Below are 24782 nucleotides of genomic sequence, written 5' to 3'. Positions count from 1 at the left end.
ATCAGATTTTAATAATTATTTTTAATAGTAGAATAATCAAAAGCTGTTTCGCAATACATAGATATACATTGCGAGACAGCCTCATTAGTAAGGAGAAATTTTATGAAAAAATATAACAATGTGGAAAAAAGCTGGATATTATACGATTGCACTATATCAACTTATAGCATGATAATTATAACTACTATACTTCCAATATATTTTAGAATGATATTTGAAAATACAGGAGGATCAACGGCCATGGCCACGGCCTATTGGGGTTATTCAAATTCCATAGGTAGATTATTAATAGCAATTGCTGCACCTATACTTGGAACTATAGCTGATTATAAGGGATACAAGATGAGCTTTTTTAAGGTGTTCTGTATTGCCGGAATAGTTTTTACTGCTCTTATGGCAGGGGTGCCAGATTCTGCATGGATTTTGCTATTAGTAATTTTTATATTAAGTACCATAGGAAATTCTGGCAGTAATATATTTTATGATGCCTTTTTAGTTGATGTAACTTCAAAGAAGAAAATGGATATGTTATCTTCCATTGGCTTTGCAGCCGGATACTTAGGAAATATAGTGGCCTTTGCTATATGCATGAGTATAGTCATATTGGCTGGAATGCATATAATACCAATATCTGTATCAGAGGCATGTAAAATAACTTTTATAATAACAGCGGTATGGTGTACCATATTTTCCTTGCCTATGATCAAAAATGTAAAACAGGTTTATGGTATTGAAAGAGAGCCTAAAATCGTAGTTAACAGTTTTAAAAGATTATTCTTTACCATTAAAAATATAAAACAGCATAAAAATTTATTGATATTTTTAGTTGCCTATTTCTTTTTTATCGATGGAGTAAATACTATAATAACTATGGCTACTTCCTTTGGGGCTGATCTGGGTATAAGTTCAACAACTATGCTCATCGTATTATTATTTACAATGATAGTGGCATTTCCATGTGCCATTATATTTGGCAAACTTTCTGAAAAATTTGGAGGAAAGAAAATGTTGTATTTTGGAATAATAATATATTCAATTATTTGTATTTATGCAAATTTTGTTCATAATTCGGTAGGTTTTTGGATTTTAGCCATGCTAGTAGCAACTTCCCAGGGTGGAATACAGGCATTAAGCAGATCCTATTTTGGAAAACTAGCACCTAAAGAAAAAAATAATGAATTTTTTGGATTTTATAATATATTTGGAAGGTTCGCAGCAATTTTAGGACCTTTTATGGTTGCATTAGCCACTCAAATTACAGGAAAGACTAGTAAGGGAATCTTTAGTATTTTGATTTTATTTATTATAGGAGGATTAATTTTAACTAGAGTTTCAGATAAAGACAGTGAAAGTACTGAAGAATATCCAAATGAAAATCTAGCTGTTAGGGAGTAATATTATATCTGTGCATTTGTGTATAAATAAAAATATTTATTATAATTCATTAAACTTCACAACAATCTCATTTGTTTATTAAAAATCAGATTTTAACGATTATTCTTAATAGTAGAATATTTAAAAAGCTGCCTTGTTATGTATAAATATGCATTATGAGACAGCTTCTTAGTTTATTTTTAGATTTATCCGATGACTACCCACTCTAATACTCCCATCACTCTATGAAAGCGATTCACAGAAAATCAAAGATTTTTGTTCTCTGCTTTTCTTCAAGTGGGAGTAAAGAGTGGCTACGTCCCTGGATAACGATTTACCCTAAAGGACAACGAGTTCTAAGTACCAAAAATACTGATACTTAGAACTCTGTTTATGATTAGCTGATGTAATACCTTAGATTAAAGGTATTGGTAAAGGTAATATGATTACAGATAAGTATTTTAAAGTTTAAATTAAGAAAAAAATTATATTTAAATTTTAGAATTTCGTTGATAAGGTATTGATAGCTGGTATAATTTACAATAAAATATTTATAATACTATATATGATGAAATTTCATTCATGGCTGGTATAATATATAATAAAAAACTGCATTTAGGTCAGGTAAATATGGAAGTATAATTGTAAAATTTCTTAGGAGATGATCATAATAATGAAAAAAATTGTATTGGCAGGAGGATGTTTTTGGGGAGTAGAAGCTTATTTTAATAATATATCAGGTGTTATGAAAACAAAGGTAGGATATGCTAATGGAAATACAGAAAATCCAAACTATGAGGGGGTTTGTACACATAGCACAGGATATGCAGAGGCATGCTATATAGAATATAATGAGGAAAATATTACTTTAGAAAAATTATTAGAAGCATATTGGATAATTGTAGATCCTACTGTAAAGGATAGGCAGGGAAATGATATTGGTAACCAATATCGCACAGGAATTTATTATATAGATGAAGAAGATTATAAAGCTATATTAAAGTCAGTTGAAAGAGAACAAGAGAAATATGATAGTAATATAGTTACTGAAATTTTAGCTTTAAAAAATTTCTATGATGCAGAAGAATATCACCAGAGGTATTTACAAAAAAATCCCAATGGATATTGTCATATACCAAGGGAATTGTTAAGGTGAAAAGGGTTAAGGAGATATAAAATTAATGGGAAAAAAAGTTTATGCTATTAAAGAAGGATATGATTTTCAGGAGAATAGGAGAATCGAAAATAGAATAGTAAATACCTGGGCAGAATGTCTTAAATATGTTAAAGGTGTTAAGGGTGCTGTATATAAGAGCTTTGAAGATATAAATAGTGCAAAGAACTATTTGAACGAAAAAAGTAAACTGTTAAAAAAGGGAGTTGACGTCTACCCGACAGATTGCTTGCACATTTATGTAGATGGAAGCTACAATAAGGAAACTGAAAGATATGCCTATGGCCTAGTTGCAGTGAGAGATAATATAGTAGAGTACATTGAAAGTGGAGTATCAAAGGACAATTCTCAAAAAAGTATAAGACAGATAGCGGGAGAATTGGAAGCTGCTTTAAAAGCTGTTGAGTACGCATTAAGAATAGGAGATAATAAAGTAGTTATATTTCATGATTACGCTGGGATCTCTTATCATGCCACAGGATTTTGGGAGACAAGAGAGGAATCTTCTATAAGGTATCATAATAAAATAAATGAATTAATAGATGAAGGCATTGATGTAATATTTGTAAAAGTGGATAGCCATACTGGAGATTTCTACAATGAACTTGTAGATGAAAAATGTAAAGAAAAAGTAAATATTAAATCTGATAAAGTTGTAGAAAAGTGGCTTCTCCATAACAATTTAAAGGTAAAAGATGATAATATTAAGGAAGAGATATTGGCAATTGCCCCTAAGGGAAAAAATAATATAGAGGTTGTGAAAGGTAATAATGCTGAAAGGGAAACATTTAAATTTAGTAATATTATAAATAACTATAAAAGTGACAAAGAAGAGACTAAAAAATTTATAGCTAATTTATCCGATTTACAAAAAGTAAAATTTATTACTTATTTATTAGATAAACATGATTCTTAAAAATAGTTTTATTATAATTCAATAAGTATAGGATTAAGTGGAACAATATAAAAAATAATATTATTGAAAAATTTTATTTTATTTGAGTAATATTTTAAAAATTGCATAATATAAATTCAAAGTATTAATCTTACTTTCATAAAGGGGTGTATATATTATGCGTGGAAAATTTATAAAGGGAATAACAACAGGAGCATTAATTGGAGCGGCAGCAGGAATGCTTATTGCGCCAGGCCTAAATAGAAATACTAGAAAGAAGATTAGAACATCAAGACGATTTATTAGTAATGCTGCTGAAGATATTTTTGACAATGTAAGGCATTGGATAGATTAATTAAAGAGACTATCTCAAATTGTATTAATATGCATTTGGGATAGCCCTTTTATTTTCATATGCCTAAATCATTAACTCTATTAAAATATTTAAATTGTTATTATGATTTATTTTGTAAATATTAAACGAATTATGATATAATAAAATATAATTAATTTTATTATATAAGTTGCAATTAAAATTGTTCATTTAATAAATAACATTTAGTTAGCAGCTACTTAAATGCAATAAATATTAAGGCACATTCAAATAAATAACTAGTCAGTTGCTAGTCTATTTTGAACCCTACTATGTCAACAGAACCCTCAGATAGCTCACTATCATGGTCACCTGTTTCCTTGTAGGATTGAAAATATATGTCGCCTCTCTGACTTACTATTTATTTTCATATGCCTTAAATTGAAAATATATGCACAGGCAAAGGAAGATAAAATATGGAGATACTGTCTTTAGGTGAGAAGATTAAAAGAAGAAGAAAAGACCTTAATATGACCTTAAAAGATTTAGCAAGAGATAGAATTACTCCAGGCCAAATAAGTCTTGTAGAATCTGGAAAGTCAAATCCCAGTATGGATCTCTTGGAATATTTAGCACTAGCTTTAAATACATCTGTAGAATATTTAATGGAATCTGAAGAAACTCAAGCAGAGAAGGTTTGTGTTTACTATGAAAATATTGCAGAAGCACATATTTTAAATAATGAGTTTAAATTAGGAGAACAATTTCTTGAAAGTGCTATGTATTATGCAGAAAAATATAAGCTAGATTATAGAAAGGCAAGAAATTTATATCTTCGTGCAGTAATAAGTATGACGGAAAAAGAAATGGGCTTGGCACAGCAATATTTTTTGGCTGCAAATGCAATATTTATAAAACTTAATTATCAAGAAGAGGTTGTTAAAACATATTTGAAATTAGGAACAATAACATTAAATTTGAATGCATATCATTCTTCCTGTAGTTATTTTCAACAGGCAGAGAAGGTTTTTCAGGAGAATAATATAGGAGATGACTTTTTATTAGGCCAAATATATTATTTTACAGCATTAATATATTTTAGATTAGATAATATAGACAAATCTATAAATTATAGTTATCTTGCCAAGGAAAAGTTTGAAGAAATTAATAATATTAAAGAATATGCAAAAACACTTCTGTTACTTTCAAAGGAGTACATTAAGAAGGAAGATCTAAATAATGCCATAAAATATTCTAAAAAATCTCTTGAAGTATTTAGAGAAAATTCGGAAAACGAGTATATAGGTGATATTGAAAATGATTTAGGAAGATTATTTTATGAGTTTGAAAACATTGAAGAATCTTTTGCCCATCTTAATAGGGCTAAGGAAATAAGAATTGATAACAAAAATGCTATTATTGAAACATTATCTAATATATGCGAAAATTATATAAAATTGAAGGATGTAGAAAACTCTAGAAAAACTCTTGAGGAAATTTTGAGTAATGTTTCTGACGAAAGCGATAGTAATATTATAAAGTATTATTTATTAAAGTATAGGGTGGATATTCTAGATAAAAATATAAAACATGCAGAAGAAACTTTATTAATGGCTTTGCAGTATGCAGAAAATATGTCCTTAACAGAACAAATAGGAGAGATTTCTATTATTACAGGAAAATTTTACATAGACAATGGTGATGATAAAAAGGCTGCCCAATATTTGAATCATGGAGTGGAAACATTTAAGGAACTTGGAATAATAAAATACTTATAATCAGAGATAGGTGCGTGTATAACATGGAGATACTATCTATTGGAGAGAAAATTAAAAGGTCTAGAATATATAAGGGATATACCTTAAAGGACATATGTGGGAAAAAAATATCGGTTTCCAAAATGAGTTGTATAGAAAATGGGAAAATAAAACCAGATAATTGGATATTGGAATTAGTAGCCTCTAAATTGGGAATTAATATTGAATATTTAAAGAAAGATGTAAGAGAACAGTTAGAATTCAATTTAGAGAAAATTAAAAATGGACATAATAAAACTGATCAGGGAGATGTTTTAAGGTATAATTTAGAATATGCAGAGGAATATAAATATTATGATATAGCCTTTGAATTCATGCATATGCTTTTTAACTACTATTTAGACATAAAAGATACCAAGTCCTGTCAAATTAATACAGCCAGGCATTATAATTTATGTAGAAGATCTGGCAATGAAAAAAATAAATTATTATATTATATGGATATTGGAAGATATTTTTATGCGGAAAATGAATATTTTCAAGCTGCAAATTACTATAATAACGTAAGAAAAACTTTAACAGAAAAAGAATGTAAGGATTATGATTTTCTCAGTAATGTAATTTATGAAGAAGCAAATTGTCATTTTATGATGAAGGATTGTGAAAAAGCTTATGAAATTCTCACAAGGCTTGTTGATATAATAGATTTTATTCATGATGGTGAACACAAGGCTAAAATTTTTAATTTATTGGGTATACTTTCTATTAAAATGAATAATGGAAAATTTGAAGATTTTGAAAAAAAATCCTATGAATTATGTAAAAATCATAAATCTCTTAAAGCAGAATTTATTTATAGCTATGGATGTGCAATGTTAGAAACAGATATTAGTGATAAGGCTTATAAATATGTAAATGAGTCTATAGCCTTATATCCTACAGATAATAAGAAAAATTTTGTTCATTTTATGATTAATGTAATTGAAACTTTAATTGAAATAGATAAAATTTCACAGGCACAGGACATATGTGATAAAGTATTGAATTATTCGATAGATTTGCATGAAGATATGTTTATTGAAAAGTCTTACTATTTTAAAGCATTGATAATGTATAAGGAAAAAAATATTGAAATGAGCGAGATGTATATGAATTTGTCTTTAGATATTCTCATGAGAATAGGTAATAAAAATCAAATCAAGAATAGATATATGGAGATGGGTATTTTATATTTTGAAATGAATAATACTTCTGAATCAATAAAATATTTTAGTCTTGCTTTAAACTCAAATAAAAGAGTTTAAATTTTATTTTAAGCTTAAAAATATTTATACATTTTAATATATAATTCGATTATTTACATATAACAATAAAAGGTTATCTTGATTAAAAAAAGATAGCCTTTTATTGTTATATGTATGCTTAATTCCTATGAAAAGTAGTATAATATATTATATAAAGAGTAATAAAATTATGCATCTTTAGATGTACTATTCATTTTAAATTTTTACTAAGGAGATGAAAACTATGAATGTAGAAAGGTTAACCACAAAAGTTAAGCAAGCCATAAATGATTCTCAACTTGTAGCTGTAAGATTTAATCATCAAACTATAGATTCTATTCACCTTTTTATGGCTTTAGTTTCTCAAGAAGATGGCCTTATTCCAAATATTTTTAGTAAAATGGGAGTGGATATTCAGAGCCTTATAAGGGATATTGAAGGTGAGTTAGATAAAATGCCTAAGGTATTAGGCGAGGGAGCCCAAAGCTCTTCCGTTTATGCAACCAGAAGATTTGAAGAAATATTTATAAAGGCTGAAAAAATATCTAAGGATTTTAAGGATTCATATGTAAGCTCAGAGCATGTTATGATTGCCTTAATGGAATCAGATAAAAATGATACTGTGGTGGCTATACTCAATAGGCATAATATAGTCAAAAAAGAATTTCTAAAAACTTTAGCTGAAATTAGGGGAAATCAGAGAGTAGAAACTGAAGACCCAGAAGGTACCTATGACGCCCTTTCTAAATATGGAAGAAATTTAGTGGAAGAAGCTAAAAAGCATAAATTGGACCCTGTTATAGGTAGAGATGAGGAAATAAGAAGGGTTGTAAGAATACTTTCCAGGAGAACAAAAAATAATCCGGTTTTAATTGGAGAACCTGGCGTTGGAAAAACAGCTATAGTTGAAGGGTTAGCAGAAAGAATTATAAGAGGAGATATTCCAGAGGGATTAAAAAATAAAATTATTTTTTCTTTAGATATGGGATCTCTTATTGCAGGTGCAAAATATAGAGGTGAATTTGAAGAAAGACTTAAAGCTGTTTTAAAGGAAGTTCAAAATAGTGAAGGGAAAATAATACTATTCATAGATGAAATACACACTATAGTAGGAGCAGGGAAAACAGAAGGAGCAATGGATGCAGGAAATTTAATAAAGCCGCTTCTTGCAAGGGGAGAGCTTCATTGTATTGGTGCAACTACCTTTGATGAGTATAGAAAATATATAGAAAAGGACAAAGCTCTGGAGAGGAGATTTCAGCCTGTCATTGTATCAGAACCTACTGTTGAAGATTCCATTTCTATTCTTAGAGGTTTAAAGGAAAGATTTGAAATACATCATGGTGTTAGAATACATGATTCCGCTATTATAGCAGCCGCAAAGCTCTCAGATAGGTATATCACAGATAGATTTTTACCAGATAAGGCAATTGATCTTGTAGATGAAGCTGGTGCTATGATAAGAACTGAAATTGATAGTATGCCTACAGAAATGGATATGCTCAAGAGGAAAATATTTCAAATGGAAATTGAAAAAGAAGCATTGTCCAAGGAAAAAGATGAGGCAACTAGAGAAAGACTTAAAACATTAGAGGAAGAACTAAGTAATCTTAAAGAAAAAGATAAAGAGATGACTTCAAAATATGAAAATGAAAAATCACAGATAATAGAAGTTAAAGAACTAAAAACTAAACTTGATGAAGTGAGGGGTCAGATAGAAAAAGCAGAACGAGAATACGATTTGAATAAGGCCGCTGAATTAAAATATGGAACAGTACCTAATCTTGAAAAAGAAATAGATGAAAAAGAGAAATTAATCAAAGGGAAAACTGAAAATGCACTTTTGAAGGAAGAGGTTACAGAAGAGGAAATATCACAAATTGTATCTAAATGGACTGGAATACCTGTATCAAGACTTGTAGAAGGGGAAAGAAAAAAACTTCTTAGACTTGAAGATGAATTGAGAATGAGAGTAATAGGTCAGGATGAAGCAATAAAAGCTGTATCTAATGCAGTAATAAGAGCGAGAGCTGGACTTAAGGATATAAAGAGACCTATTGGTTCTTTCATATTCCTTGGACCAACAGGAGTAGGTAAAACTGAACTTGCTAAAACCCTTGCAAGAACTTTGTTTGATACAGAGGAAAATATTATAAGAATAGATATGTCAGAGTATATGGAAAAATATTCTGTATCAAGACTTATTGGAGCACCTCCAGGATATGTAGGATACGAAGAGGGTGGCCAACTTACAGAAGCAGTAAGAAGAAAACCTTATAGCGTAATTTTATTTGATGAAATAGAAAAGGCCCACGATGATGTATTCAATATATTTCTTCAAATTTTAGACGATGGTAGGCTTACAGATAATAAAGGCAAAACGGTAGATTTTAAAAATTGTATTATAATTATGACATCCAATATAGGTAGTAACTATCTTCTGGACAATAAAGGAGAAATTGGTATTGATGAAAATATAAAAAAATATGTAATGGATGAAATGAAGGCCAGATTTAAACCGGAATTTCTTAACAGGCTGGATGATATAATAATGTTTAAACCTCTGTCAACTAATGAGATAACTAAGATTATAGATATATTCATTGAAGATATAAGAAAAAGACTTAATGAGAAGAATATTAAGCTTGTTATTACAGAAGAAGCTGAAAAGCTTATGGCAAGAGAAGGTTATGACCCAATTTATGGAGCTAGACCGTTAAAGAGATACATTGAAAACACTTTAGAAACAGAAATAGCAAGAAAAATTATTGGTGGAGAAATATATGAAGGTACAGCAGTAAAGGTAGATGGGAAAGACGATAATATAGTTATTGAAAAAATGAATTGATTTAGTTGATTCGTTCAATTTGGAATTGTGAGAAAAGACGAATTATGCAATTTACCCCAGGGGTGTATGCAGTTTGCAATTTACCCCTGGGGTGTAATTTTTTCCAATTTTAGTTTGTCATTTTCATAGAAGTATACTTACTAAGAATTTTTTACATTACCTGTTTCTCTTCCTATGATAAATTCCTTTGCCTTTAACTCTAAATCATTGTCAATAGGTTCTAGATTTATTTCACCGTATTTTAGTTCTAAAGCGGTTTTTATTAATCTATCTGCAAGTTCGGGATTCTTGGATAAAAGTGAACCATGAAAATAAGTACCATAGGTATTTTTATATATACAGCCTTCAAATCCATCGGAACCATTGTTGCCATAGCCCTTAATAACTTTTCCTAAAGGTTTTAAGTTATTTATATAAGTTCTACCAGAATGATTTTCAAAGCCTACATATATTTCATTGGTTTCCTCATTTTTTATTACTGTATTGCCTATGAATCTAGTATCTCCTCCATCTGTGTATATATCTAATATGCCAAGGCCTTCTAATTTTTCACCATCTGGCGTAGTATAATATTTTCCTAGAAGCTGATAGCCTCCACAGATAGATAGAAACACTTTGCCGCTGTTTATGTACTGAGAAATTCCTTCTTTTTTAGTTTTAATTAAGTCATTAGATACTATAGACTGTTCATAATCCTGGCCGCCTCCAAAAAAGACTATATCGTACTCATCAGGATCAAAATTATCATTTAGGGATACATTAAATATATTTATTTTTATATCTCTCTGTTCAGCTCTATATTTTAAAATTAGTATATTTCCAATATCACCATAAACATTTAATAAATCAGGATATAAATGACATATATTCAATTCCATAGAATTCACCACCAATTAATATTTATTTTATTGATTATTAGCTGTTATAAGATTTTTACTACCATAGTTTTTTAATTACACCTTTAGTATGAAGAAATTTTCTAAAATCAATCATAGCAGTATAAGTAGCCAGTACATATACAATATTACCATCACAATGTTCTATGTTTTTTAATATTTCTTCGTAATTTTCTCCGATTACAAATTTGTTATGATCAATGCCTGCAATTTTTAAACGTACTGCTATATCATACAATCTTATTCCGCCAACTATGGTTTTTTTAATATTTAGTTTACTTAGAATTTCAAAGTTTACATCCCAAATCCAGGAAACATCTCGGCCATCTGCGTAATTGTCATTTAAAAGAATACAAATATTTATATCTCTGTTGTCCAAAGAAACAGTATTTAATGCCTGATCATATCCAGCTGGATTTTTAACTAGTATTATTTTTAATTCCTTGCCATTAATATTAATGGCTTCCTGTCTGCCAAAGCTGCTTTTAATATTCTTAAGAGAATTAGCTATAACAGAGTTTTCAATGCCTAGGAGTTTTGCAGTAGAAAGTGCACATAGTCCATTATAAATATTATAAACACCAGGTTGATTTATGTAGTATTCTGAGTTATTTATACACACAAGAGAGCCTGAGGTTGAGAGCTCTTTTATCTCATCAACATGGTAAGTAAGTTCTGGTCTTTTGTAGCCGCACTTGCTGCAATAAAATTTTCCTAAATGATTATAGGTAATAAAATCATAAGAATAGGCATTTTTGCACTTTTTACAGAACTTAGCATCTGCATTTATATCCACATTCTTATTTTCGTTTGTAGAACAGTTAAATCCATAATAGAATGTTTTATTTGGAACATCCAAATCACCAAGTAAGGACTCGTCACCATTAAGCACTAAAGTAGCTTCAGGCACTTTTATCACACCATCCATTATCTTGTTCAAGGTTGTGTAAACTTCGCCATATCTATCAAGCTGATCTCTAAATAAATTTGTTATTATAATAATTTCGGGAATCAAATATTCAGTTATAAGTTTAACGTTTGCTTCATCCACTTCTATAACAGCATAACAATTACCCTTAGCTTTAGTAAAACGAAAATGATCTATAAAGCAGGAGGTTATGCCTGATTTTAAATTAGCTCCTGTGTTATTAGTAATTACTTTTTTACCGCTTTCCTTGAGCATATTATAAATCATATTGGTGGTGGTTGTTTTACCATTTGTTCCAGTTACAAGTACAACTTTATAATTTTTTGTTACTACATTCAGAATATTTCTGTCCAGTTTCAAGGCTACTCTTCCAGGAAAATTTGTACCACCCTTGAATAATTTTTTAGACAATATAATAATTACTTTTGAAATTAAAATACTAAAAAATGAATTGATTTTAATTTTAAACACCCCCATAAAATAAAAACACAGAGTATAGCTATAATTATTGCAGAAATTTTAATTAATAAACAGTACATAAAGTAGTTTTTAATATATTTTTAATGATTAAATTCCATTGCTTATAGTATCACAATTAATTTATGTTTACAAATAGTATAAACAGCATATATAAATGTACCATTAATATTTTAAGTGTAATTATCTCACAAAAAGTATATTTAATAAAATATATATACTAAAGATTTCACATTGAAACCACTATAAATGGTATAATGGAAATTAATTTACAGCTTTTGTAGTTTAATAATAAGTATTAATTTATTAGTTATTTACTAGGACATATGAAATTTTTGTAAAGAAAAGTGATTCTATTTTTTATAGATTGAAAAATTAAGTGGTTGGAGTTAATATATAAGTTGTACATATGGTTTTAAATAGAAAAATATGGACTAAGAGGAGGTTTTACATGTATCCTTTAAAATTTGAAAATTTATATTACGAAAAGATTTGGGGTGGGAGAGATTTAGAAAGACTAAGAGATAATTTGTCGGATGGGAAAATTGGTGAAAGCTGGGATGTAGCTTGCCATGAACATGGAATGAGTATAGTAGCTAATGGAAAGTATAAAAATTTAAGCCTAGATAAACTAATTAAATTAGAAGGAAAAAATATATTAGGAGATAAAATAAATCAAGAAAAGTTTCCACTTTTAATTAAATTGATTAATGCCAAAGATAAATTATCTGTACAAGTTCATCCTAATGATGAATATGGGAAAAGAGTTGAGGGTGAGCTTGGAAAAACAGAAATTTGGTATGTTATTGAAGCTTTTGAAGGTGCTAATTTAGTAGTTGGAACTAAAGAGTGTACAAAGAAACAGTTTCAGAAAGCCATAGACACTGGAAATTTTGATGAATATCTAAATAAAATATCTGTTAAAAAAGGTGAAGTTTATTTTGTAAAAAGTGGATTAGTCCATGCTATAGGACAGGGTATAATAATAGCTGAAATTCAGCAGAATAGTGATACTACCTATAGGGTATATGATTACAACAGGGGAAGGGAATTACATATTGATAAGGCATTAGATGTAATTGATTTTAGTCTTAAGGGTGAACAAAGCAGAGGCCTAAAGGTGGAAAATGAAGATTATAATAAGACTTTTTATTCACTTTGTGATAAATTTTCTTTAGAACTTTATGAAATAAAAAGTGGACTTCAAGAAGAAAGTGATAGAGAAAGATTTTATATATTCACTTGTGTTGAAGGCGAAGGTGTTATATTTTTTAATGGTGGAGAAGAAAAAATAAAATATGGGGATAGTATATTGATTCCTGCATATTTAGGGAAATATGAAATTAGAGGAAAGCTAAAGGTTTTAAAATCTTATGTTCCAGATGTAAAGAAAGTTGAACAGGAAATAATTGGTGTGGTAGAAATGTAATAATGCATTCGAGAAAAAGTAACAATTGGGTATCATTTTAAATATGAATAAAATTGAAATGGAGTGATTATATAAATGTCGATGAATTTTTTATTGATTATAAAGGTAATTATACTTGGAATTGTAGAAGGTGTAACAGAATTTTTACCTATTTCATCTACCGGACACTTAATAATGTTCAATGACCTTCTTAATTTTAAGGGAGAGTTTAGCAATTTATTTGATATAGTAATACAATTAGGTGCAATACTTGCAGTAGTAGTGCTGTTTTGGGACAAACTTCTAAAATCGCTTAAAACAGTTGTAGATCCAAGCTTCAAAAGTTTTGGATCTAAGCTTTGGAGAAATCTAATTATAGCATTTATTCCATCTGGAGTGGTGGGAGTCCTTTTTCACCATTTTGTAGATAAGCATTTAATGAAGGTATTTCCAGTAGCATTGGCATTATTAGTTGGTGGTATATTGATGATATTAGTAGAAAATAAGTTTAGAAATAATAATAAAACTAATGATATATCAGATGTAACTGTAAAGCAGGCATTTATAATTGGATGTTTTCAGTGTCTTTCTGTAATTTGGCCAGGATTCTCAAGATCAGCTTCTACAATAATGGGTGGATGGATAGTAGGCTTATCAACAGTTGCAGCTGCTGAATTTTCATTTTTTTTAGCAATTCCTACAATGATTATTGCAACGGGATATACTCTTTTAGGAAATCTATCTGTACTAACAGGAATGGAAGTTATTGAAATAGCTATTGGATTTATAGTATCTTTTATAGTTGCTCTGTTAGTGGTAGATAAATTTATGAATTTCTTGAAAAAAAGATCTATGAGAATATTTGCTATTTACAGAATTATATTTTCAATTATATTTTTAATATTAGTCTTTACTAAAGTAGTATCAATATAATATGTAATTTATAAGTAAAATCTGTGATTAATTTTCACAGATTTTTATTATTTTTTGCATATATTTTTTCTATAAATGGAATATTAAATCTATACATTTGAGTTGAGGAGCGATTGGTATGAAATTAGAAAATAAAATTGAAGAAATTATAAATAATGGGAAATGGATTAAAAATGATATTGGAATGGGAAGAGTTCAGTGTATAAAGCCTGTAAAAGATTCCAAGGAGATGTTAGTTATAATAGTATCTGATACATTGAGTACACCTATATCCTGTAGAGTTGAAAAAATTATTATAGCAAATGGAGAAATTATAGTTTTTTATGATGGTGAATATATTCAAAGAGTGGAGAAAGATGAATATGACAGGTATAGAAATTTTTTAAATGAAAATGAATGGGATGCTATTTTTAGGCATGATCCAGTTAAACACTTATATGAAAATCATATGATAAGTGAAGAAAAGGGCCTTTATGCGGAAATGCATGAAACATTAGAAAAATATATGCAAAGCGGATATGATACAGAAGCTAGTGAATTTCTGTGTAAAAAGTATAATTTATAAAGTATATTTAAACAAAAAACTCTTTGGGCAAATGGGGGTAGCTTGGTAAAATACTGGCGTTAGTTGGTACATATCAAGAAGCATCCACCTCAAAGCGCAGCATAGGTGGTAGGAGTATGCCAATTAATATATACAGTAAAATTATCCACGCGTGTCCTTATGCGATAAATGGAGAAATAGAAGCAAAATTAAAGGAATATGTAGTTATTTTTGTTATGCTAGGAAAGATATGAATAAAAAAATTTTTCATTCTGATAGAATAATCTTCGTCGCTTGAAACAACAATTATTAATAAATTAAAGTTTTAATATCTAAAACAAAAGTTTATTAATAATATTAAGGTATAATGCTATCGCAATTATTGTTGTTCAAAACATGACAAAATATCAGTAAAATTTATAAAAAAAATTATTGACAAATTGTACTGATGATGATAAACTATAAAAGTCGTCGATTGATGATGGAAATTGATCTTTGAAAATTAAACAGAGTATAAGAATAAAACAAACCAGCAATTCTTTAGATTTTAAGAAATTGAAATCAAGAGTAACAAATTCTTCAGTAAAATGGAGAAGGCATCTGAAAATAAATAATAAGCAAAGATGCGACGTATATTTTGAATCATACAAGGAAACAGGTTCTGATGATAGTCAGTGCTATCTGAAGGTTCTGTTGACGTAGTAGGATTTAAAATAGACTAGCATACTGGTTATTTATTTCTTTGAAGATGCCGCAAAGCGATGAGCTAATATCAAACTTATAAATTGAGAGTTTGATCCTGGCTCAGGACGAACGCTGGCGGCGTGCTTAACACATGCAAGTCGAGCGAGAAACCTTCGGGTTTCTAGCGGCGGACGGGTGAGTAACACGTGGGTAACCTGCCTCAAAGAGGGGAATAGCCTCCCGAAAGGGAGATTAATACCGCATAATATTACAGCTTCGCATGAAGCAGTAATTAAAGGAGTAATCCACTTTGAGATGGACCCGCGGCGCATTAGCTAGTTGGAGAGGTAACGGCTCACCAAGGCGACGATGCGTAGCCGACCTGAGAGGGTGATCGGCCACATTGGAACTGAGACACGGTCCAGACTCCTACGGGAGGCAGCAGTGGGGAATATTGCACAATGGGCGAAAGCCTGATGCAGCAACGCCGCGTGAGTGATGACGGTCTTCGGATTGTAAAGCTCTGTCTTTTGGGACGATAATGACGGTACCAAAGGAGGAAGCCACGGCTAACTACGTGCCAGCAGCCGCGGTAATACGTAGGTGGCAAGCGTTGTCCGGATTTACTGGGCGTAAAGGATGTGTAGGCGGATACTTAAGTGAGATGTGAAAGCCCCGGGCTTAACCTGGGGACTGCATTTCAAACTGGGTATCTAGAGTGCAGGAGAGGAAAGCGGAATTCCTAGTGTAGCGGTGAAATGCGTAGAGATTAGGAAGAACATCAGTGGCGAAGGCGGCTTTCTGGACTGTAACTGACGCTGAGGCATGAAAGCGTGGGGAGCAAACAGGATTAGATACCCTGGTAGTCCACGCCGTAAACGATGAGTACTAGGTGTAGGAGGTATCGACTCCTTCTGTGCCGCAGTTAACACAATAAGTACTCCGCCTGGGAAGTACGGTCGCAAGATTAAAACTCAAAGGAATTGACGGGGGCCCGCACAAGCAGCGGAGCATGTGGTTTAATTCGAAGCAACGCGAAGAACCTTACCTAGACTTGACATCTCCTGAATAGCGTAGAGATACGTGAAGCCCTTCGGGGCAGGAAGACAGGTGGTGCATGGTTGTCGTCAGCTCGTGTCGTGAGATGTTGGGTTAAGTCCCGCAACGAGCGCAACCCTTATCATTAGTTGCTACCATTAAGTTGAGCACTCTAGTGAGACTGCCCGGGTTAACCGGGAGGAAGGCGGGGATGACGTCAAATCATCATGCCCCTTATGTCTAGGGCTACACACGTGCTACAATGGTGAGAACAACGAGATGCAATACCGCGAGGTGGAGCCAAACTTGAAAACTCATCCCAGTTCGGATTGCAGGCTGAAATTCGCCTACATGAAGTTGGAGTTGCTAGTAATCGCGAATCAGAATGTCGCGGTGAATACGTTCCCGGGCCTTGTACACACCGCCCGTCACACCATGAGAGCTGGTAACACCCGAAGTCCGTGAGGTAACCTTTATGGGGCCAGCGGCCGAAGGTGGGATTAGTGATTGGGGTGAAGTCGTAACAAGGTAGCCGTAGGAGAACCTGCGGCTGGATCACCTCCTTTCTAAGGAGTAAGCATGGTAGGATAACTACTGTGATATGGTTGTTTAGCTCTTATCTCTGTTTAATTTTGAGAGATCAATATCTCTTAAATGTACTTTGAAAATTGCATAGTGAAACAAAAAGTAAAGTAAAATAATAAAACAAATATCCTTTGTATAATTAATCTTTATCTTTAATAAAATGAAGATTAAAACAAAATAAAAGACTAAACTCGAAAAGCTAACGCTTAAGAGTATAACAGGTCAAGCTACAAAGGGCGCATGGTGAATGCCTTGGCACTAGAAGTCGAAGAAGGACGCGACAAGCTGCGATAAGCTTCGGGTAGGCGCAAATAGCCTGTGATCCGGAGATTTCCGAATGGGGCAACCCACATGTCTTAACGACATGTACTTTATACTGAATACATAGGTATATAGAGACATACCCGGGGAACTGAAACATCTAAGTACCCGGAGGAAGAGAAAGAAATATCGATTTCCTTAGTAGCGGCGAGCGAAATGGAATGAGCCCAAACCAGGAACTTTGTTCCTGGGGTTGTGGATAGATCATTAAAGCCTAATATCTTAATCGAAGAGTTCTGGAAAGCTCTACCGTAGAAGGTAACAGTCCTGTAGATTAAAAGAGAAAATGGCCGGATCTATTCCAGAGTACCACGAGACACGTGAAACCTTGTGGGAAGCTGGGAGGACCACCTCCCAAGGCTAAATACTTTCTAGTGACCGATAGTGAAGCAGTACCGTGAGGGAAAGGTGAAAAGAACCCCGGAAGGGGAGTGAAATAGAACCTGAAACCGTGTGCCTACAACCGGTCGAAGCACTTTTTATGTGTGACGACGTGCTTTTTGTAGAACGAGCCAGCGAGTTACGGTATGCAGCAAGGTTAAGCACTTCTGGTGCGCAGCCGAAGGGAAACCGAGTCTTAATAGGGCGACTAGTTGCATGCTGTAGACCCGAAACCGGGTGACCTATCCATGGCCAGGTTGAAGCGGAAGTAAAATTCCGTGGAGGACCGAACCACATTGGTGTTGAAAAACCATGGGATGAGCTGTGGATAGCGGAGAAATTCCAATCGAACTCGGAGATAGCTGGTTCTCCTCGAAATAGCTTTAGGGCTAGCGTCGATTAATTGAGTTATGGAGGTAGAGCACTGAATGAGGTAGGGGCTGACAACAGTTACTGAACTCTATCAAACTCCGAATGCCATATACTTTTATTTCGGCAGTCAGACTGCGAATGATAAGATCCGTAGTCAAAAGGGAAACAGCCCAGATCATCAGCTAAGGTCCCTAAGTGTAAGTTAAGTGGTAAAGGATGTGGGATTTCTAAGACAACTAGGATGTTGGCTCAGAAGCAGCCACTCATTTAAAGAGTGCGTAATAGCTCACTAGTCAAGAGATCCTGCGCCGAAAATGTCCGGGGCTAAAACTTACCACCGAAGCTATGGGCTCGTAAGAGCGGTAGAGGAGCTTCCTGTATGGATTGAAGTCGTACCGTAAGGAGCGGTGGACTATACAGGAGTGAGTATGCTGGCATAAGTAGCGAGAACTAAGTGAGAATCTTAGTGGTCGAAAACCTAAGGTTTCCTGAGGAAGGCTCGTCCGCTCAGGGTTAGTCGGGTCCTAAGCCGAGGCCGAAAGGCGTAGGTGATGGATAATCGGTTGATATTCCGATACCACCTTTTTCCGTTTTGAGAGATGGGGTGACGCAGAAGGATAAGATGTGCGCACTATTGGATGTGCGTCTAAGCACTAAGACGTGCAGGTTGGCAAATCCGCCTGCTTAGTTGAGGTGTTATGGGGAGCTAATTTTTAGCGAAGTATCTGATTTCACACTGCCAAGAAAAGCCTCTATCAAGGAATTAAGGTGCCCGTACCGCAAACCGACACAGGTAGGTGAGGAGAGAATCCTAAGACCATCGGAAGAATCGTTGTTAAGGAACTCGGCAAATTGACCCCGTAACTTCGGGAGAAGGGGTGCCTACTTAACGTAGGCCGCAGAGGATAGGCCCAAGCAACTGTTTAGCAAAAACACAGGTCTCTGCTAAAGCGTAAGCTGATGTATAGGGGCTGACGCCTGCCCGGTGCTGGAAGGTTAAGGGGATCCGTTAGAGTAATCGAAGCGGTGAACTTAAGCCCCAGTAAACGGCGGCCGTAACTATAACGGTCCTAAGGTAGCGAAATTCCTTGTCGGGTAAGTTCCGACCCGCACGAATGGCGTAATGATTTGGGCACTGTCTCAACAACGAATCCGGCGAAATTGTAGTGCAAGTGAAGATGCTTGCTACCCGCGATTGGACGGAAAGACCCCGTAGAGCTTTACTGTAGTTTTAGCATTGAGTTTCGGTATTGTCTGTACAGGATAGGTGGGAGACTGGGATACAGCGGCGTCAGCTGCTGTGGAGTCGTCCTTGGGATACCACCCTGACAGTACTGGAATTCTAACCGGAGGCCATGAAGCTGGTCACGGGACATTGCTAGATGGGCAGTTTGACTGGGGCGGTCGCCTCCAAAAAGTAACGGAGGCGCCCAAAGGTTCCCTCAGCGCGGTTGGAAATCGCGCGTAGAGTGCAAAGGCATAAGGGAGCCTCACTGCGACACAAACAAGTGGAGCAGGGACGAAAGTCGGGCTTAGTGATCCGGTGGTTCCTCGTGGGAGGGCCATCGCTCAACGGATAAAAGCTACCTCGGGGATAACAGGCTGATCTCCCCCAAGAGTCCACATCGACGGGGAGGTTTGGCACCTCGATGTCGGCTCGTCGCATCCTGGGGCTGAAGTAGGTCCCAAGGGTTGGGCTGTTCGCCCATTAAAGCGGCACGCGAGCTGGGTTCAGAACGTCGTGAGACAGTTCGGTCCCTATCCGTCGCGGGCGTAGGAAATTTGAGAGGAGCTGTCCTTAGTACGAGAGGACCGGGATGGACTGACCTCTGGTGCACCAGTTGTCACGCCAGTGGCACAGCTGGGTAGCTATGTCGGGATGGGATAAACGCTGAAAGCATCTAAGCGTGAAGCCCACCTCAAGATTAGATTTCCCATAGCGTAAGCTAGTAAGACCCCTGAAAGAACATCAGGTTGATAGGTCAGAGGTGTAAGTGCAGCAATGTATTCAGCTGACTGATACTAATAGGTCGAGGGCTTGACCAATATTTAAATAAATTACTAAAGTGTATATTAGTATACAATATTATATTTTACTTTTACCCTTTACTATGCAATTTTGAGAGTACATTTTAATTCTTAATTTTAACTCTCAATTTAATATATCCAGTGTCTATGACTTAGAGGTAACACCCGTTCCCATTCCGAACACGAAGGTTAAGCTCTTATGTGCTGATGGTACTGCAGGGGTAGCCCTGTGGAAGAGTAGGTCGATGCTGGGTTTTTAATGATCCGCGATAGCTCAACGGTGGAGCACTCGGCTGTTAACCGATAGGTTGAAGGTTCGAATCCTTTTCGCGGAGCCATTTTTATTTTTTGAATGTATTTTATTAATGTTATTTCAAAAGGAATTTTGTGTACATATTTGTAATTAAACTACACTATAAAAATCATACAATTTAATTGATTTTTATAGTGTTTTTTTATTTTAGATGTAAACTGAATAATTTGGAGGTCCAGTGATTTTAAAGTATACTTTATATGTTAAATTCCCAGCCTATTTATCAATATTAAATTATTTTTATAAAAATCTGTGGGATTTTAGTAATATCTATCGTCAATATATATGAATAAAAATTAAATTATATTGGGGGTAATTTAGATGAGAAAGATAGGAACACTAACCTTAGCATTAAGTTTAATATATTATGGAATTTGGATGGCATTGAGAAATATGAATCCTTCACTTGCAAAAGATATATTTCTATGGTGGCCAGTTATATTTGTGTTATTGGGAATAGAGGTATTGTTTAATTTGAGAAAATCAGAAAACATAAGAAAAATGGGCTTCAATGTAGGATTAATATTTATGATATTAGTATTTTTTATAACTAACTTATTTTATCAAAGATACAATAATCCATTTAATTCCATTGTCAATATTAAAAATAATTTAATTGATTCTAATTGGGATATAAATACAAAATCAATTCATACTACTAAGATTATTGCAATAAAAAACAATAAATTTCAATTCCAAACTGCAAATGGTAATTTAGATATAAAAAGATCTGGAGACAATAATGTGAAATTAGATTTGAATGTGAAGGTAAAAGAAGATAGTGGCATAAAAAAGTATGATATAAATGAGCAGAATGAAAATGATTTAACAAAAGTGGATATAAATGAGGATTATATAAAAGGTGTAGAGGGAACATTATTTATTCCAGATGGAGCAGATGCTAATCTTGTAATAGACAATTTGAATATAAACTCTAGGGATAATCTTACAGATACAGTATTAAATATAGATTCTAAAAATGGAAAGTTTGTTGTGAGTAATGTTGCACATCTAGGAATTCAAGCATTAAATGGAGAGGTAAGTGTAAATGATGTAAAGGATACAAGCTTAAAGGTTGATAATGGCAAATTAAATATTGCAGGTAATATGGAAAATGTAGATGTTAATATGAAAAATGCCAGTGTAGATATTGATAATAGTACATTTAAAAATATTAATATAGAGGGAAATAATGGGGCTGTGAGAGTTAATACTAAGGATAATAATGTTGATGCAAATTTAACCTGTAATATAGGAGAATGTAATTTCAATGGAGAAAAAATAAATCGTGGCACTTTGACAAAAACTACAGGTAATGGAAGTAATAAAATTAAAGCTAGTGTAGACATAGGTTCTGTAAAAGTTAATAGTCAGGAGTGATAAATTTTGAGTGAAGATGAGGATGGAATAATTAATGGCATAAGAGCAGGAGATGAGAATTGTTTTATAAGGCTAGTGGATACGTATAAGAAGAGAGTTATAGCTCTGTGTTATTCTTACACGGAGGATAGCCATGAAGCTGAAGATTTATCACAGGAGGTATTTATTAGTTTTTATAAAAGTGTAAATAGATTTAGAGGAGATTGTTCTATTTCTACTTACATATATAAGATAGCAGTGACAAAATGTTTAGATTTTAAGAAGAAGAGAAGTATGAAATCAATGTTAAAAGAAATATTTAAGGATAAAGGTAAAGAAGATGAATTAGATGAAAAAATTTTTATAAGACAATGTATAGATGAATTACCTAAAGAGATAAAAATTCCTGTAGTTTTGTTTTATTATGTGGGACTTAATCAAAAGGAGATAGGAAAGGTGTTGAATATAAGTCAAAAGGCAGTAGAAGGAAGGATATATAGAGGAAAGCAAAAACTAAGAGATAAGCTTTTAAAGGGAGGGAATATAGTATGCAGCAAAAGCCAGATTATTTAGACAATCTTATAAAAAAATCTGCAGGGGAATTTAATGTTTCACAGGATTATAATGATAATTTAATGAGTAAATTAAAAAGTCAAGATAAAGTAAATAAATCCCCAAAATATAATTTTCTATATAGAAATCGTGCAGCTGCATTAAGTTTTATTTTTAGTGGAATTATTATGACTGCAATAGCCACAACTAACGTTGAGGCTAAAATTATAAATTTAGAAAGTAAAGTGAGAACACAAGCTTTGATTTTTCAATATGAATATAATTATAAATTTGACTCAGTAAGAAATATAATAGGAGAGTGGTTTTAATGGAAAGAAGAAGTGGATTTGTTACGTTTTTGGTGTCACTTATTCCTGGAGCAGGATATATGTATTTTGGATTGCTTAAAAAGGGATTAGAAGCTATGATATTGTTTTTTTTAATACCAACAATATTAAGATATGTGGGTATGAATTTTATTACTCCTGTATTTTGTGTACCATTTTGGTTATATACCTTTTTTAACACCTACCATATAGCTCACAAAGTTGATAGGGGAGAAGTTTTAGAGGATGAGAGTTGGTTTACAAAAGATAGCTTTGGCTTTAGTTCAGGTAATGTTATAAACAATAATTTTTTCAAGATTATAGCTTGGGGACTGATAATAATAGGAATTCTAGCTGTAGCTAACAAGATATTTGTTCAGTTCCAGGTGCTTTATGTATTAAGATCTTATATTGTACCAGTAGTTTTTATAATAATAGGATTATATCTTCTATTAAGAGATAAAAATAAACTTAATTGATAATTGAAAGTTGATAAGAAGATGGCGAACTAAAATTGGAAAAAATTACATCCTTGGGGTGAAAGAGTCTGTCAATAATTTTGTGTAAACTGCCATAAGAAATTTTAAATTAGATGTTTTTATGAGAAACTAGGTTTGGTATTAGAAATATAAAAACCTAGTTTTTTATATTTATTATATATTTTTACAGTAAAGCATTATAGCTATGACTAGAAGATTATAGGTAAATTTAAAAAATTACAGTTTCAAGCCTATCACTAAAATATATAGATAATTGAGCTAGTATTTGAGCCCATCCACGTATAGATTGGGTCCACTTTTTGCTTATATCCATTGTTGCTAGATAAAGCATTTTAAGTAAAGCATCATCTGAAGGAAATACGCTTTTACTCTTGGTTACTTTTCTTAATTGTCTATTATAGCTTTCCATTGCATTGGTAGTATATATTATTTTTCGTATCTCTGGCGGGTATTTGAAGAATGTAGAAAGTTCTTCCCAATTAGCTTTCCATGAGCGGATAGCAATAAGATATTTATCTCCCCATTTTTCTTCAAATTTAGCTAGCTCCGCTAAGGCTGCATCTTCTGTTGCAGATGTATATACTAGTTTTAAATCTGCATTGAATGCTTTTAAATCTTTATAAGATACATATTTAGAAGAGTTTCTAATTTGATGTATTATGCATCTCTGAATCTCAGTACGAGGATAAATCGCTTTAATAGCTTCTTTAAATCCATTAAGACCATCAACACAAGCTATAAGTATATCATTAACCCCTCTATTTTTAAGTTCATTTAATACTAAGAGCCAGTATTTTGATGTTTCATTAGCTCCAATCCAAATTCCCAAAACTTCTTTAATACCATCTAAGTTTACTCCAATAACTGCGTAAGCAGCCTTGTTTATGACTCTATTATCCTGTTTAACTTTATAATGTATGGCATCCATAAAGATTATAGGATAAACGGCTTCTAATGGTCTATTTTGCCATTCTTTAGCTATAGGAGTAATTTTATCTGTTATACCAGATATTAGTGTAGGCGAAGCCTCAAAACCATATATGTTTTCTAAGTGAGTAGCAATATCTCTGGTAGTCATTCCTTTTGCATACATACCAATAACTTGATCTTCAATTCCAGATATATCTGTTTGATTTTTCTTAACAACCTCCGGTTCAAAACTACTGTTTCTATCTCTTGGTACATCAAGTTGAAATTCTCCAAGATCTGAAATTACCTTTTTAGAGCTTCGTCCATTTCTACTATTAGATGTATTTTTATTTTTGTAGTCATATTTAGAATATCCCAGATGGTCATCAAGCTCCGCTTCTAACATTTCTTTAAGCGTATCGGCGAATAGATCTTTCAATGTTTCTTGAACATCTTTTGCACTTGTAGGCTTTGTTTCCTTAATAAGTTGTTTAATAAGTTCCTTTCTTGAAAAAGACATAATCTGTGCACCCTCCATTTAATAAGAATAATTATATCATCTTTATGGAGTTTACACAGATTAT

Annotated in this window: 18 protein-coding genes, 1 tRNA gene and 3 rRNA genes; 19 read left to right on the top strand and 3 right to left on the bottom strand. The window is 32.8% G+C overall.

The window, feature by feature from the left end; translation table 11 throughout:
• The first annotated feature begins 102 nt into the window (after positions 1-102).
• The 7 genes from CLOPA_RS16290 (at position 103) to clpB (ending at position 9644) form a co-directional block, all read left to right on the top strand.
• Positions 103-1395 (top strand): MFS transporter, encoded by a 1293-nt coding sequence (locus CLOPA_RS16290; RefSeq protein WP_015616526.1) that lies wholly within the window; start codon positions 103-105, stop codon positions 1393-1395.
• A 652-nt stretch (positions 1396-2047) separates the two neighbouring features.
• Positions 2048-2530, top strand: coding sequence for a peptide-methionine (S)-S-oxide reductase MsrA (gene msrA / locus CLOPA_RS16285; RefSeq protein WP_015616525.1), 483 nt, complete (start codon positions 2048-2050; stop codon positions 2528-2530).
• Positions 2531-2555: 25 nt separating this feature from the next.
• Positions 2556-3464, top strand: a complete 909-nt coding sequence (locus tag CLOPA_RS16280) for a viroplasmin family protein (protein ID WP_015616524.1) — start codon at positions 2556-2558, stop codon at positions 3462-3464.
• Positions 3465-3621: 157 nt separating this feature from the next.
• Complete coding sequence (locus CLOPA_RS25235) at positions 3622-3798, top strand: YtxH domain-containing protein (RefSeq protein WP_015616523.1); 177 nt, start codon at positions 3622-3624, stop codon at positions 3796-3798.
• 434 nt (positions 3799-4232) lie between these two features.
• Positions 4233-5534, top strand: coding sequence for a helix-turn-helix domain-containing protein (locus CLOPA_RS16275; protein ID WP_015616522.1), 1302 nt, complete (start codon positions 4233-4235; stop codon positions 5532-5534).
• A gap of 23 nt (positions 5535-5557) precedes the next feature.
• Entirely contained in the window at positions 5558-6817 is a 1260-nt protein-coding gene (locus CLOPA_RS16270) for a helix-turn-helix domain-containing protein (protein WP_015616521.1), read from the top strand.
• A 223-nt stretch (positions 6818-7040) separates the two neighbouring features.
• On the top strand, positions 7041-9644 hold the full coding sequence (gene clpB, locus CLOPA_RS16265) for an ATP-dependent chaperone ClpB (RefSeq protein ID WP_015616520.1): 2604 nt from the start codon (positions 7041-7043) through the stop codon (positions 9642-9644).
• 140 nt (positions 9645-9784) lie between these two features.
• Here clpB and CLOPA_RS16260 read toward each other — a convergent pair whose 3' ends face one another.
• Together CLOPA_RS16260 and CLOPA_RS16255 are read right to left on the bottom strand one after the other, a co-directional pair.
• The gene (locus tag CLOPA_RS16260; protein ID WP_015616519.1) at positions 9785-10522 is read right to left on the bottom strand and encodes a type 1 glutamine amidotransferase; all 738 of its coding nucleotides are present in this window, start codon (positions 10520-10522) and stop codon (positions 9785-9787) included.
• A gap of 58 nt (positions 10523-10580) precedes the next feature.
• Positions 10581-11939, bottom strand: a complete 1359-nt coding sequence (locus CLOPA_RS16255; RefSeq protein WP_155241929.1) for a Mur ligase family protein — start codon at positions 11937-11939, stop codon at positions 10581-10583.
• 457 nt (positions 11940-12396) lie between these two features.
• Between CLOPA_RS16255 and CLOPA_RS16250 the strand changes: the two genes are divergently transcribed.
• The 12 genes from CLOPA_RS16250 (at position 12397) to CLOPA_RS16200 (ending at position 23268) form a co-directional block, all read left to right on the top strand.
• Positions 12397-13374 (top strand): type I phosphomannose isomerase catalytic subunit, encoded by a 978-nt coding sequence (locus CLOPA_RS16250; protein WP_015616517.1) that lies wholly within the window; start codon positions 12397-12399, stop codon positions 13372-13374.
• A 75-nt stretch (positions 13375-13449) separates the two neighbouring features.
• A complete protein-coding gene (locus CLOPA_RS16245) occupies positions 13450-14286 on the top strand; it encodes an undecaprenyl-diphosphate phosphatase (protein WP_015616516.1) in 837 nt (278 codons plus the stop codon).
• A gap of 118 nt (positions 14287-14404) precedes the next feature.
• The gene (locus CLOPA_RS16240; RefSeq protein ID WP_015616515.1) at positions 14405-14851 is read left to right on the top strand and encodes a hypothetical protein; all 447 of its coding nucleotides are present in this window, start codon (positions 14405-14407) and stop codon (positions 14849-14851) included.
• 474 nt (positions 14852-15325) lie between these two features.
• Positions 15326-15532 (top strand): hypothetical protein, encoded by a 207-nt coding sequence (locus tag CLOPA_RS25230; RefSeq protein WP_155241847.1) that lies wholly within the window; start codon positions 15326-15328, stop codon positions 15530-15532.
• 79 nt (positions 15533-15611) lie between these two features.
• Positions 15612-17118 (top strand): 16S ribosomal RNA (locus CLOPA_RS16235).
• Between the two features lie 239 nt (positions 17119-17357).
• Positions 17358-20257, top strand: a 23S ribosomal RNA gene (locus CLOPA_RS16230).
• A gap of 119 nt (positions 20258-20376) precedes the next feature.
• Positions 20377-20493: ribosomal RNA gene (rrf, locus tag CLOPA_RS16225) — 5S ribosomal RNA — on the top strand.
• Together the 16S, 23S and 5S rRNA genes with 1 tRNA gene alongside form the textbook arrangement of a ribosomal RNA operon.
• A 9-nt stretch (positions 20494-20502) precedes the next feature.
• Positions 20503-20577, top strand: a tRNA-Asn gene (locus CLOPA_RS16220).
• 296 nt (positions 20578-20873) lie between these two features.
• Positions 20874-21932 (top strand): LiaI-LiaF-like domain-containing protein, encoded by a 1059-nt coding sequence (locus tag CLOPA_RS16215; protein ID WP_015616514.1) that lies wholly within the window; start codon positions 20874-20876, stop codon positions 21930-21932.
• 6 nt (positions 21933-21938) lie between these two features.
• Positions 21939-22484: an RNA polymerase sigma factor gene (locus CLOPA_RS16210; protein ID WP_015616513.1), complete on the top strand. Its 546-nt coding sequence runs from the start codon at positions 21939-21941 to the stop codon at positions 22482-22484.
• On the top strand, positions 22460-22792 hold the full coding sequence (locus tag CLOPA_RS16205; protein ID WP_015616512.1) for a hypothetical protein: 333 nt from the start codon (positions 22460-22462) through the stop codon (positions 22790-22792). The genes CLOPA_RS16210 and CLOPA_RS16205 overlap by 25 nt, the downstream gene beginning before the upstream one ends.
• Positions 22792-23268, top strand: a complete 477-nt coding sequence (locus CLOPA_RS16200; protein ID WP_015616511.1) for a hypothetical protein — start codon at positions 22792-22794, stop codon at positions 23266-23268. Before CLOPA_RS16205 ends, CLOPA_RS16200 begins: the two co-directional genes overlap by 1 nt.
• Before the next feature lie 229 nt (positions 23269-23497).
• Here CLOPA_RS16200 and CLOPA_RS16195 read toward each other — a convergent pair whose 3' ends face one another.
• On the bottom strand, positions 23498-24718 hold the full coding sequence (locus tag CLOPA_RS16195; protein ID WP_015614553.1) for an IS256 family transposase: 1221 nt from the start codon (positions 24716-24718) through the stop codon (positions 23498-23500).
• Positions 24719-24782 lie beyond the last annotated feature (64 nt).

Source organism: Clostridium pasteurianum BC1 (assembly GCF_000389635.1).
Taxonomy (GTDB): domain Bacteria; phylum Bacillota; class Clostridia; order Clostridiales; family Clostridiaceae; genus Clostridium_I; species Clostridium_I pasteurianum_A.
The sequence above is the reverse complement of the archived record's forward strand: the minus strand, read 5'-3'. Positions and strand labels throughout refer to the sequence as shown.

What these genes read in the sequence shown, in the direction of transcription:
- CLOPA_RS25235 (WP_015616523.1), top strand. Translation starts at nt 3,622, where the DNA reads ATGCGTGGAAAATTTATAAAGGGAATAACAACAGGAGCATTAATTGGA.
- CLOPA_RS16215 (WP_015616514.1), top strand. Translation starts at nt 20,874, where the DNA reads ATGAGAAAGATAGGAACACTAACCTTAGCATTAAGTTTAATATATTAT.
- CLOPA_RS16200 (WP_015616511.1), top strand. Translation starts at nt 22,792, where the DNA reads ATGGAAAGAAGAAGTGGATTTGTTACGTTTTTGGTGTCACTTATTCCT.
- CLOPA_RS16260 (WP_015616519.1), bottom strand. Translation starts at nt 10,522, where the DNA reads ATGGAATTGAATATATGTCATTTATATCCTGATTTATTAAATGTTTAT.
- CLOPA_RS16275 (WP_015616522.1), top strand. Translation starts at nt 4,233, where the DNA reads ATGGAGATACTGTCTTTAGGTGAGAAGATTAAAAGAAGAAGAAAAGAC.
- CLOPA_RS16205 (WP_015616512.1), top strand. Translation starts at nt 22,460, where the DNA reads ATGCAGCAAAAGCCAGATTATTTAGACAATCTTATAAAAAAATCTGCA.
- clpB (WP_015616520.1), top strand. Translation starts at nt 7,041, where the DNA reads ATGAATGTAGAAAGGTTAACCACAAAAGTTAAGCAAGCCATAAATGAT.
- CLOPA_RS16290 (WP_015616526.1), top strand. Translation starts at nt 103, where the DNA reads ATGAAAAAATATAACAATGTGGAAAAAAGCTGGATATTATACGATTGC.
- CLOPA_RS16270 (WP_015616521.1), top strand. Translation starts at nt 5,558, where the DNA reads ATGGAGATACTATCTATTGGAGAGAAAATTAAAAGGTCTAGAATATAT.
- msrA (WP_015616525.1), top strand. Translation starts at nt 2,048, where the DNA reads ATGAAAAAAATTGTATTGGCAGGAGGATGTTTTTGGGGAGTAGAAGCT.
- CLOPA_RS16245 (WP_015616516.1), top strand. Translation starts at nt 13,450, where the DNA reads ATGTCGATGAATTTTTTATTGATTATAAAGGTAATTATACTTGGAATT.
- CLOPA_RS16280 (WP_015616524.1), top strand. Translation starts at nt 2,556, where the DNA reads ATGGGAAAAAAAGTTTATGCTATTAAAGAAGGATATGATTTTCAGGAG.
- CLOPA_RS16250 (WP_015616517.1), top strand. Translation starts at nt 12,397, where the DNA reads ATGTATCCTTTAAAATTTGAAAATTTATATTACGAAAAGATTTGGGGT.
- CLOPA_RS16240 (WP_015616515.1), top strand. Translation starts at nt 14,405, where the DNA reads ATGAAATTAGAAAATAAAATTGAAGAAATTATAAATAATGGGAAATGG.
- CLOPA_RS16195 (WP_015614553.1), bottom strand. Translation starts at nt 24,718, where the DNA reads ATGTCTTTTTCAAGAAAGGAACTTATTAAACAACTTATTAAGGAAACA.